This window comes from Roseibium marinum (assembly GCF_002906165.1).
Taxonomy (GTDB): Bacteria; Pseudomonadota; Alphaproteobacteria; order Rhizobiales; family Stappiaceae; genus Roseibium; species Roseibium marinum.
The window spans coordinates 223,330-234,891 of the sequence record NZ_PPCN01000002.1 but is presented as its reverse complement, the minus strand read 5'-3'; the positions used below and the strand labels follow the sequence as shown (position 1 = coordinate 234,891).

Below are 11,562 nucleotides of genomic sequence, written 5' to 3'. Positions count from 1 at the left end.
GGGCGACCATTCTTCCCGGAGATTCCCTATCGCGAGGCAAATTCATGGCCATTGTGTCCAAAGCCGTTCCCGTTCCCGACCTGGTTCCCGTCAAGCGCGCGCTTCTTTCCGTTTACGACAAGACCGGTCTTGTCGACTTCGCCCGGGCCCTTGCGGACCGGGGCGTTGAGTTGGTGTCGACCGGTGGGTCGCACAAGGCGCTGAAAGACGCCGGGTTGGCGGTCCTGGATATTTCCGAGGTCACGGGGTTTCCGGAAATCATGGACGGCCGCGTGAAGACGCTGCATCCGATGGTCCATGGCGGGCTTCTCGCTATCCGGGGCGATGCCGACCATCAGGCGGCCATGGCGGCGCATGACATTACCGGCATCGACCTTTTCTGCGGCAATCTTTATCCCTTTGAAGAAGTCGTCGCCTCCGGTGCCGACTACGCCGCCGGCATCGAGAATATCGATATCGGCGGACCGGCGATGACGCGGGCCGCGGCGAAGAACCACGCCTATGTGACGGTCGTGACTGATCCGGCTGACTACGGCGCCGTGATCGCCGAACTGGACGCAAATGACGGACAGGCGCCGGTTGCCCTGCGCAGGAAACTGGCGCTGAAGGCCTTCGCGCGCACGGCGGCTTACGACGCGGCGGTCTCCAACTGGATGGCCGACCAGCTTGACGAGGCCACCCCCGCCCATCGGGCGATTGGCGGTGCGCTGGCCGAAGTCATGCGCTACGGCGAGAACCCGCACCAGACAGCGGGTTTCTACAAGACCGGCGAAAAGCGCCCGGGTGTGGCGACCGCGCGTCAGCTCCAGGGCAAGACGCTTTCCTACAACAACATCAACGACACGGATGCGGCTTTTGAGCTGGTCAGCGAGTTCGACCCGGCCCGCACCGGCGCGGTCGCCATCATCAAGCACGCCAATCCCTGCGGTGTCGCCGAAGGGACAAACCTGAAGGACGCCTATGAGAAGGCACTCCGCTGCGACCCGGTCTCCGCCTTTGGCGGGATCGTTGCGCTGAACAGGACACTGGATGCGGCGGCGGCGGAAGAAATCGTCAAGATCTTCACCGAGGTCATCATCGCGCCCGGCGTGGACGACGCGGCCCTCGAAATCATCGCGGCAAAGAAAAATCTCAGGCTGCTCGTCACCGGCGGTCTTGCCGATGCCCGCGCCAAGGGGCTGTTCGTCAAATCCGTCGCCGGCGGGCTTCTGGTCCAGTCGCGCGACAATGGCGTGGTCGACGATCTCGATCTGAAGGTGGTCACGAAGCGCGCGCCCAGCGAGCGGGAACTGGCGGATCTGAAATTCGCCTTCCGGATCGCCAAGCACGTCAAGTCCAATGCCATCGTCTACGCGAAGGACGGGGCGACGGTCGGGGTCGGCGCCGGTCAGATGAGCCGGGTGGATTCCGCCCGGATCGCAGCCCGCAAGGCTCTGGACGCAACCGAGGCCGCGGGTCTGGCGGAACCGCTTACCAAAGGCTGCGTGGTTGCCTCAGATGCATTCTTTCCTTTTGCGGACGGACTTTTGTCCGCGGCCGAAGCCGGCGCGACCGCCGTTATCCAGCCGGGCGGCTCCATGCGCGACGACGATGTCATCGCCGCGGCCGACGAAGCAGGGCTCGCCATGGTTCTGACGGGCATGCGGCATTTCCGCCACTGATGGCGGCTGGCCGGAAAGAGGAAAACACCGCGTCAGTTCGCTGAACTATCGGCGTGATGACGGTGCCTTGACGTTCCAGACAGTAGCGAAACGCGCCGGTGTCACCGTCGGCGCGTTTTTCGTTTCGTGTCCGTCATTCCGCTCTTTGCCGCCTCACCCGCCGGGTCTTTCCTTCACCAGAAGCAGCAGCGTCAGTCCCACCGCGAAGAACACGAGAATGACCGACATTCCGGCCGGCTGACTGGCGGTGAGAGCGGTGACCACGCCAACGGTGAGTGGCGCGAGAAAGCTGGTGACCTTGCCGGAAAGGGCCAGCAGGCCGAAATACTGGGTCACGTGCTCACGTGGGGTGAGACGGATCAACAGGCTGCGGCAGGAGGCCTGCAGGGGACCGGAAACGGCACCGATCGCCGCGCCGAGGCCGATGAACACCTGCTCCGGCAGGGACGCGAACAGCGCGCCCTCGGGTGCTGCCTTGGTCGTGATCACGAAAAACACCGTGGTCCTGTCGATGGAGATCATGCCAAGGCCGCAGATCATCAGCACGATCAGCGAAAACACGATGACCGGCCGGGCTCCGAATCTGTCGTCCATCGGACCGCCCAGGATCAGCCCGAGCACGCCGGTGATGGTGAGAATGATACCGAATGTGCCGATTTCGATGGACCCCCAGCCGAGCTGGCCCGCGGCGTAAATGCCACCGAAGGCAAACAGCGCGACCAGGCCGTCCTTGAAGATCATGTTGGCAAGCAGAAACAGGAAAATATTGCGGTTGGACCGGGCACGGGAAAGGTTTCCCGCAAGATCGCGCAGGCCCTTGCGGATGGCCGGCCCCAGTCTGGCCTGATGGGGCATATCGGGCACGAACAGGAACATCGGCAATACGAAGACGAGATACCAGAGCGCGGAGAATGGCCCGACGGCGCGGTCGCCTTCCTGGGTCGCGGCATCGAGACCCAGAACCGGCTTGAATCCCAGAAGCGTCTTGCCGGTTTCCGGGCTGGCGGCGAAAAAGCCCAGAGCGATCACCAGGGTGATGAGGCCGCTCGCATAGCCGATGGCCCAGCCGAAGCTCGACAGGCGTCCGATGCGGGCCGCCGGCACGAGAGACGGCATCATGGCGTTGTTGAAGACGGTCGCGATCTCGATGGAGAGAGTGCCGATGGCAAAGGCCGTCAGCGCGATGGCAATAGCGTGCGGGTTGCCGGGAGCGGCATACCAGATGGCCCAGCAGCAGACGAGAAAGGGAATGGAAAAAACGAAAATCCAGCGTTTTCGGCCACCGGTGGCGTCCGCGACGGAGCCGAGAACGGGCGCCAGAAGCGCAATGCATAGCCCGGCGGCGGCGGTGGCATAGCCCCACAGGGATTGTCCTTCCGCCGGAGTCGCGGCCAGTGTGGAGGCGAAATAGGGTGCAAAGACAAACGTCGTGATCAGCGTGAAAAAGGGCTGTGCGGCCCAGTCGAAAAGCGCCCAGGACAGGATTGCGCGCCGGTCGGGTTTTTCAGGCAAAATATCTGAAACGACTGTCATCTGATGCTCAATCCCACGGGTTTCCGTCACGAATTCTGCCGGAAGCCGTCAGACTTCCGGTCGTCATGCCCGAAGCGCCGGGTCGATGAAAAGGCCGGCAGCGGGACTGCCGGCCTTTTCGAGCCTTATCATGTTTTGCGCACTCAGGCGTGAGTGTAGATTTCCGACAGCAGGCTGGCCGCGACGGAGAACTTGGAGACGCTCAAGCCGCCATCGAGCATTTCGGTGACCGCGCGCTGGCGGCGGCTGACTTCGACCTCGTGGTTTTCAAGCCAGGTAGTGAAGCCGCCGCATTTGATCGCCTCGATCGCAAGTGCGCGGTGCGCGGAGACCAGGGTGGCGCGTGCCCTGTCGAGGGCGAGGCCGTCATAATAATCCTGGACATTGAGGTCGTTGGCGAGCTCATGCATTGCGCCGATGCGGAAGTGGTGGCCGATCTCGAAATATGCCGTGGCGGCGGTGTTGAGATCGGCATCGGTTTCCTCCGACACGATGACGATATCCGGAATGGTCCGCTCCGCGGGCAGCCAGGCAATACGTTTTGCAAGGGTGTCCGGAACGCCCTGGGCGACATATTCCGCGGCCCTGTCATTCAGGAAGGTGGCCTGTTCCTCGGGAAGCAGGCTTTCCAGGCGGTCCCTCAGGGCGGTGATTCCGGAACCGAAGCGGTCGACAACGGCGGACAGGCCCTTTTCGAAGGAGACATTGCGCTTGAACCAGACAACCCGTTCCAGAAGGAGCGTCTGCACTTCCAGATAAAGCTCAAGCTGAAGCGCGCCGTCGATCCGCGTATCGAGCGCGTCGATCTCGGTATTGAGATCGGTGAGGTCGTAACTGTTGCGCACGGCGACGAAGCTCTGGGCGATGTCCGTCGGTGTCGCCCCGGTCTGATCCATCAGGCGGGTCAGGAATGTCGCCCCGCCCCTGTTGATCATCGAATTCGCCAGCATGGTCGCGATGATTTCGCGGCGCAGCCGATGGCCGTTGATCTCTTCGTGATATTTGGTGGCCATCTGATCGGGGAAATAACGGAACAGTTCCCGGGCCAGATAATCGTCATCGGGCACCGAGCTTTCCAGCAAGGCGTCGTAAAATGTAAGTTTCGCGTATGCCAGCAGGACGCCGAGTTCGGCCCGGGTCATCAACTGGCCGGCCTTGCGCATTTCGGCGAGCGTTGCCTCATCCGGCAACTGTTCCACCGCCCGGTCGAGAAGTCCTGCCTGTTCCAGCTGGCGCATCATGCGGACCTGGTAGCCGAAATCCTCCGAGCCGCGAAGCTGGGTCATGGAGATTGCCAGGGTCTGGAGATAGTTGTTTCGCAGAACCAGTTCAGCGACCTCGTCGGTCATTTTGGCGAGCAGCTGGTTGCGCTGCTTGAGGGTCAGCTTGCCGGATTTGACCGCGGCGCCGAGGGCGATCTTGATATTGACCTCCATATCCGAGGAATTCACCCCGGCGGAATTGTCGATCGCATCGGAGTTGCAGCGCCCGCCCTTCTTGTTGAACTCGATGCGGGCAAGCTGGGTGAGGCCGAGATTCGCGCCCTCGCCGATGACTTTCGCGCCGACTTCGGTGGCCGTGATGCGGATCGGATCGTTGGCCCGGTCGCCGGCTTCGGCATCGGTCTGGTCGGTTGAGCGGATATAGGTCCCGATACCGCCGAACCAGAGCAGATCCACTTCCATCTTCAGGATAGCGGTCATGACTTCCTGTGGGGTGGCACTGGACTTCGTCAGGTTCAACAGTGCCTTGATTTCCGGCGTCAGGGGAATGGACTTGAGCTGCCTGGAAAAGACACCGCCGCCTTTGGACAAAAGCCCCGTGTCATAGTCCTTCCAGGAGGACCGGCCCATGTCGAAGATACGCTTGCGCTCTTCCCAGGTCGTGGCCGGGTCAGGATCCGGATCGATGAAGATGTCCCGGTGATCGAAAGCGGCGAGGAGCCTGGTGGTTTTCGACAGCAGCATGCCGTTGCCGAAGACGTCCCCGGACATGTCGCCGACACCCGCGGCCGTGAACGGTTCGCTCTGGATGTCCCGGTTCATTTCACGGAAGTGGCGCTTGACCGCTTCCCAGGCGCCGCGCGCCGTGATGCCCATCTTCTTGTGGTCGTAGCCGGCGGAGCCGCCGGAGGCGAACGCGTCGCCCAGCCAGAAGTTGCGGCTTTCGGAAATGCCGTTGGCGGTGTCGGAGAAGGTGGCCGTGCCCTTGTCCGCGGCAACGACGAGATAGGGATCGTCACCATCGAACCGCTGCACCCGCTCCGGAGGCAGGACCTTGTCCTCGTCCAGATTGTCGGTCACGTCCAGAAGCGCGTTGATGAAGATCTTGTAGCTCTCGGTGCCTTCCTTGAACCAGGCATCCCGGTCGCTCATGGGCGGCAGCTGTTTGGGAACGAAGCCGCCTTTTGCGCCCACCGGGACGATGACGGCGTTCTTCACCTGCTGAGCCTTGACGAGGCCCAGAACCTCGGTGCGGAAATCCTGCGGACGGTCGGACCAGCGCAGGCCGCCGCGCGCAACCTTGCCGAAACGCAGGTGAACGCCTTCGATACGCGGGCTGTAGACGGAAATCTCGCGGAAGGGGCGGGGCTGCGGCAGGTCGTCGATCTGACGGCTGTCGATCTTGAAGGCAAAGGTCTGCTTGGGCAGGCCATCGCGATCGAGCTGATAGAAATTCGTGCGCAGGATCGATTCGATGGTGTTCTGGAAGCGCCGCAGAATGCGGTCGTCATCGAGGCTCGAGACGTCTTCCAGATCGGCGTTGAGTTCGCTCTGCAGGCGCTCCGTGCCGAGGTCGCGGTCCTTTTCGGTCACATCCGGATTGAAGCGCAAATGGAACATTTCCACCAGCTTGGCGGCAATGGACGGATAATTGTTGAGGGTTGACCACATGTAGTCTTCGGAGAAGGGAATGCCGGCCTGACGCAGATATTTCGACAGGGCCCGGACCACGGCAACATCCCGCCAGGCAAGGTCCGCGGTCAGGACCAGGCGGTTATAGCCATCATCCTCGGCGTTGCCGGTCCACACAGCCAGGAACATCGCTTCCAGTCGCGACTGAAGCTGGTCGGCGAAGTCGAAGTCTTCTCCGGCCCGGGTTTCAAGCGTCATTTCGTGAAGATAGGAAAGCGGCGCATCCGCCGGCGTGACCCGGTAGGTGCGTTCGTTGATCACCCTGAAACCCATGTTCTCCAGAAGCGGGACGCGGGCGGAAAGCGGAATGGGCGAGCCGCGGTGATAGACCTTCAGAGCCAGCCGGTTTTCCTTGGTGCCGGCGGGCCGGTGGAAGGTGATGGTGGTCTCGATCCGCTCGGACAGGGTTTCAAGCTTGACGATGTCGAACAGCGCGTTCTGTGCGTTGTAGACTTCCTTGTAGCCGCCGTGAAAGGAGAGGGCATAGCGGTCGGCGAGCTTGCGCGCCTGTGCCGGCGCGAATTGGGTTTTGAGAGCGTCGCGCACGCTGTCCGACCAGGTGCGCACCATTTCGGCGACGGCGGCTTCCAGGTCTTCCTGGTCCGGCCTGGGCGTTTCGCCCTTGTCGCGGCCGACGATGTAGTGAACCCGCGCCAGCGGACCTTCCAGGTAGGTGACATACCAGGCGGAAACCCGGCCCTCGTAGACGGATGCGAGATAGGTGCCGACATTCAGGCGCACTTCCGTCGTATAGCGGTCGCGCGGGATGAAGACGAGGATGGAGACGTATCGGTCGAATTTGTCCGGGCGCGAAAGCACACGGATGCGCGGGCGCTCGTCCAGCTGCAGGATGGCGATGGAGAACTCGAACAGGCGGTCGCGGTCGATCTGGAAAAGTTCGTCGCGCGGATAGGCTTCCAGAACATTCCTGAGCGCCCGCCCGGAATGACTTTCCGAATCGTAGCCGGCGCGCGCCAGCACACTGGCCACCTTGCGGCGCAGGAACGGAATGGTGCTGGTCGGTTCGGTATAGGCGGTGGAGGCGAACAGGCCGACGATGCGCAGCTCGCCCATCATGTTGCCGTCATCGTCGTAGAGCTTGGCACCGACATAATCCATGTGAACCCGGCGGTGCACATTGCTCTTCACATTGGCCTTGGCGATGATGAGGGGTTCGGGTTTTTTCAGGAATTCGCGGATTTCCGGCGTGATCTGGACGAACTCGCTGCCTCGGCGCAGCACCCTGACATCCGGATCGGCCAGTAGTCCGAGCCCCGTTCCGTCATGCGGGGACAACTCCCCCTCTTCCACGCCGCCCTCGAACTTGTATTCGCGCATGCCGAGGAAGATGAAGTTGTCGTTTTCCATCCATTCCAGGAAATGAATGGCTTCCCACAACTCGTCGCTGCTGCCGGGGATCTGCGTGGTTTTGTAGGTATCGATCGCCTCCGCAAGGCGTTCCTGCATCGGCTTGAAGTCGCTGACCACGGCGCGGACACTGCTGAGAACCCTGTCCATCCGGTCCCGCAGCTCGTTGCGCGTCGCATCGGAATCGATCCGCGTCACATGTATATGGATCAGGCTTTCCTGGCGGTCCTTGCGCTTCGGTGGTTTTTTGCGGCCGACCGCCGAAGAGAGCCTGCCATTGTCCTCGCGCTCGACAATGAAGATCGGATGCAGAACCAGATGGACCTCCAGCTTGCTTTCCTGCAGCTCGTCCATCACCGATTCGACCAGGAAGGGCATGTTGTCGTTGACGATCTCGATGATCGTCAGATTACTCGCCTTGCCGCCTTTCGCCTTGAAGGAGGGATCGGAAACGGAGACCCGGTGCGTGCCCAGTTCGTGATTCTGGAAGTCCTGCCAGGCATCGCGCGCAAAGCCGGTCAGTTCCTCGGAACTGTAAGTGACAAGATCTTCCGCGGCGCCCCGGTCGTAAAAGGCGCGGGCGAACTCGGCGAGGTCGGTGTTTTCCTTGCTCAGGCCTGCTTGGACCGCGTCGATAAGTTTGAGTTTCTCGACGTCGTGTTTGTCCGGCATAATCATCCCCCTAGGCGATCTTATGGTTTGGCTCTGTCGCATGGTAGACTTGTTTATTGCAGCGACATAGAAGCTTTCATGACGGGAGTAGCAAATTGTCAAGTAAAGTCACGGCCTTGCAAATCGACCCCGGCGAGGCGCTCAGCGAAAAGACACAGGCGTATTTCGATCTTTGCCAGGAGAAGCTGGGAATGGTGCCCAATGTGCTCAAGGCTTATTCCTTTGATGAAACGAAACTGCGCGCCTTCACCGACATGTACAACGAGCTCATGCTGGCGGAGTCCGGGCTGACAAAGCTTGAACGTGAAATGATTGCCGTTGCGGTATCTTCCGTCAATCACTGTTTTTATTGCCTAGCCGCGCATGGCGCGGCGGTCCGGGAACTGTCGGGCGATCCGATCCTGGGCGAAATGATGGTGATGAACTACCGCGCGGCGGAGCTGAGCGTCCGTCAGCGGGCGATGCTCGACTTCGCCGTCAAGCTGACGCAAACGCCCGCGGAGATCGTCGAAAGCGACCGACAGGCGCTCAGGGATGCGGGGTTCGGCGACCGGGACATCTGGGATATCTCCTCGGTTGCGGCGTTTTTCAACATGACCAACCGGGTGGCGGCGGCTTCGGACATGCGGCCGAATGATGAGTATCATTCAAGGGCCCGTTGAGCTCTCGGCATGTCCGCAAGCGGTGACAAGCCCGGGAATTGGGTGTATGACGCTTCGACTTTAAAAAGAGGAGAGGAACGGGCGATGGTTGCGCGCGTATTCATAGATGGCGAAGCTGGAACGACGGGTTTGCAGATCCGCGAACGCCTTGCCATGCGCCGCGACCTGGAACTGATCTCCATTCCGGAGGAAAGCCGCAAGGATCCGGCTGCCCGGGCCGAGTATCTCAACACCGCCGATGTCGCCATTCTCTGCCTGCCGGATGCCGCGGCAAAGGAAAGCGTCGCGCTGATCGAAAACGACACAACGCGGGTGATCGATGCCTCCAGCGCCCACCGGGTCGCGGAAGGCTGGGCCTACGGGTTCGCGGAGATGGATGCCGACCAGGGCGATATCATCGCCGCCGCCATGCGGGTGGCCAATCCGGGCTGCTGGCCGCAGGGCCTGATCGCGGCGGTTCGTCCGCTCGTCGCCGCCGATCTGCTTCCGGCCGACTTTCCGCTCACCTATCACGGCATTTCCGGCTATTCCGGCGGCGGCAAGTCGATGATCGCCGATTATGAACTCCGCGGTGCGAGCGCCAGCGCCTTTGCACCTTACGGGCTTACCTTCAATCACAAGCATCTGCCGGAAATGAGCGAATATGCGCTGCTGGACGCCACGCCGCTGTTCACACCGTCGGTCGGGAATTATTACAAGGGCATGCTCACTATCCTGCCGCTGAACCTGGCGGGACTGGACAAGGTGCCGACGGGCGAACAGCTTCACGATGCGCTGGCCGATCACTATGCCGGCTGCCCCGACGGTTTTGTCGATGTCGCGCCGCTGGAAGCCCTGGACCGGGCCGAGATTCTCGACCCGCAGGCGCTCAACGACACCAATCGTTTGCGCCTGCATGTGTTCGCCAATGACGCCCGGGCCCAGGCGGCGATCCTCGCGGTCTATGACAATCTGGGCAAGGGCGCATCCGGCGCGGCCGTCCAGAACCTCAATCTGATGCTCGGAGTCGATCAGGCCACGAGCCTGGCCGCCTGAGTCCATCTTCGCCTTCCGGCCTTTCAGGAGAAATATAATGGAAAAATTCGAAACCCTGACCGGTGTCGCGGCCCCCATGCCGATCGTCAACATCGACACGGACATGATCATCCCGAAGCAGTTTCTGAAAACGATCAAGCGGACCGGTCTCGGAACCGCCTTGTTTCACGAAATGCGCACCAATGACGACGGATCGGAAAACCCGGATTTCGTGCTCAACAATCCGGCCTACCGCAATGCCAAGATACTGATCGCCGGCGATAATTTCGGCTGCGGCTCGTCGCGCGAACACGCTCCCTGGGCGCTTCTCGACTTTGGCATCCGCTGTGTGATCTCGACGTCTTTCGCCGATATCTTCTACAACAACTGCTTCAAGAACGGCATTCTGCCGATCCAGGTGTCCCAAGACGAGCTGGACTCCCTGATGAACGCTTCCGAGCGCGGCGCCAATTTCACGCTGACCATCGACCTGGAAAACCAGCGGATCCAGGGCCTGGAAAGCGGCGACATCGCCTTCGATATCGATCAGTTCCGCAAGCACTGTCTGTTGAACGGACTTGACGACATCGGCCTGACAATGGCCAAGGCGGAGCAGATCGAAACCTTCGAGGGTAAACTGGGCGAAAACCGTCCCTGGGTGTGAGACCGTTCAAAGCCGAATCTCCACATCTTTCTCAGCGCTGTCCCGGCCTTGAGCCGGGACCTGCCGAGCGGCCCTCGCTCGTGATCGGGGCGGTCGGTTCTAATTTGTCGGTGAACCTTTCTTCACACAGGCTTGAAAAGCTGTGCAGTGAAAGGTGCGGGGCGGCGGGTTAGATCCGGAAGATGGCATTGACTTCCACCAAACACTTCATGCTTCGGCATTACGCGCCCTGGACCGACCGGCGGGGAGAGCTGTCCGGTTTGCGGCTGTGCGTCTTTGTGCTGCTGCTGTTTCCCGCCGCGTGGATCTTTTTCGATCTGGCGTTCGGACCGGTCTATCCGGAGCCCTCCGAAAAGGCGCTTCACGAGAGCGGCACATGGGCCGTACGGTTCCTGCTGCTGACGCTTGCGGTCACGCCGCTCAGGCGGGTCTTTCATTGGAACAGGGTCATAGGTCTCCGGCGCATGATCGGCGTCTCGGTTCTCGCCTATGCACTCCTGCATCTGGGACTTTACGCCGCCTCGGAACACTGGAACCTGTCCAAGGTCGTGTCGGAGATCTTCATCAGGTTCTACCTGATTGTCGGTTTTACCGCGCTCGCCGGATTGGCGGTTCTGGGGGCAACGTCCTTCGACAGTGCGGTCCGCCGGCTGGGACCCAACTGGAACAGGCTTCACCTTCTGGTCTATCCGGTGGCGGTGCTTGCCCTTTTTCATTTCTTTCTGCAGTCGAAATCCGATGTCGGTCAGGCAACGCTGATGGCCGGGGTCTTCGCGCTGCTGATGCTCTACCGGCTGACGGTGAAGACGGGCTTCCCGCTGTCGAATTTTCTCGTGCTGGCCGCCTGCGCGCTGCTCGGTGCGGCAGCGACCGCAGCCATTGAATATGCCTGGTATGCGCTTGCGACCGGAATTCCCGCCGACAGGGTCTTTCAGGCGAATTTCAATGTCTCCACCAGCATTCGCCCCGCCGTGTGGGTCGGAATCTCTGGGCTTGCCGTCAGTGCGATGGCACTTCTGCAGACAGTGGGAAAACACGCAGGCAACAGGCTGCGTTTGAAAAAGGCGTGAAGC

7 protein-coding genes are annotated in these 11,562 nt (G+C 61.3%); 5 read left to right on the top strand and 2 right to left on the bottom strand.

Going from position 1 to position 11,562, the window contains the following annotated elements:
- Positions 1 to 44 precede the first annotated feature (44 nt).
- Complete coding sequence (gene purH, locus CLV41_RS08000; RefSeq protein ID WP_103221792.1) at positions 45 to 1,661, top strand: bifunctional phosphoribosylaminoimidazolecarboxamide formyltransferase/IMP cyclohydrolase; 1,617 nt, start codon at positions 45 to 47, stop codon at positions 1,659 to 1,661.
- Between the two features lie 153 nt (positions 1,662 to 1,814).
- On the opposite strand, the gene CLV41_RS07995 is transcribed toward purH, so the two are convergent.
- Positions 1,815 to 3,194, bottom strand: a complete 1,380-nt coding sequence (locus tag CLV41_RS07995) for an MFS transporter (protein ID WP_103221791.1) — start codon at positions 3,192 to 3,194, stop codon at positions 1,815 to 1,817.
- 143 nt (positions 3,195 to 3,337) lie between these two features.
- Complete coding sequence (locus CLV41_RS07990; RefSeq protein WP_103222010.1) at positions 3,338 to 8,149, bottom strand: NAD-glutamate dehydrogenase; 4,812 nt, start codon at positions 8,147 to 8,149, stop codon at positions 3,338 to 3,340.
- A gap of 95 nt (positions 8,150 to 8,244) precedes the next feature.
- On the opposite strand from CLV41_RS07990, the gene CLV41_RS07985 reads away from it, so the two are divergent.
- The 4 genes from CLV41_RS07985 (at position 8,245) to CLV41_RS07970 (ending at position 11,559) form a co-directional block, all read left to right on the top strand.
- Positions 8,245 to 8,811 (top strand): peroxidase-related enzyme, encoded by a 567-nt coding sequence (locus tag CLV41_RS07985; protein WP_103221790.1) that lies wholly within the window; start codon positions 8,245 to 8,247, stop codon positions 8,809 to 8,811.
- Between the two features lie 84 nt (positions 8,812 to 8,895).
- Positions 8,896 to 9,846, top strand: coding sequence for an N-acetyl-gamma-glutamyl-phosphate reductase (gene argC, locus CLV41_RS07980; protein WP_103221789.1), 951 nt, complete (start codon positions 8,896 to 8,898; stop codon positions 9,844 to 9,846).
- A gap of 37 nt (positions 9,847 to 9,883) precedes the next feature.
- Positions 9,884 to 10,489 (top strand): 3-isopropylmalate dehydratase small subunit, encoded by a 606-nt coding sequence (leuD, locus tag CLV41_RS07975; protein ID WP_103221788.1) that lies wholly within the window; start codon positions 9,884 to 9,886, stop codon positions 10,487 to 10,489.
- 188 nt (positions 10,490 to 10,677) lie between these two features.
- Positions 10,678 to 11,559, top strand: coding sequence for a protein-methionine-sulfoxide reductase heme-binding subunit MsrQ (locus CLV41_RS07970; protein ID WP_208987370.1), 882 nt, complete (start codon positions 10,678 to 10,680; stop codon positions 11,557 to 11,559).
- Positions 11,560 to 11,562: the final 3 nt, after the last annotated feature.

Coding starts and splice junctions, on each gene's coding strand:
- CLV41_RS07990 (WP_103222010.1), bottom strand. CDS start 8,149: ATGCCGGACAAACACGACGTCGAGAAACTCAAACTTATCGACGCGGTC.
- leuD (WP_103221788.1), top strand. CDS start 9,884: ATGGAAAAATTCGAAACCCTGACCGGTGTCGCGGCCCCCATGCCGATC.
- purH (WP_103221792.1), top strand. CDS start 45: ATGGCCATTGTGTCCAAAGCCGTTCCCGTTCCCGACCTGGTTCCCGTC.
- argC (WP_103221789.1), top strand. CDS start 8,896: ATGGTTGCGCGCGTATTCATAGATGGCGAAGCTGGAACGACGGGTTTG.
- CLV41_RS07995 (WP_103221791.1), bottom strand. CDS start 3,194: ATGACAGTCGTTTCAGATATTTTGCCTGAAAAACCCGACCGGCGCGCA.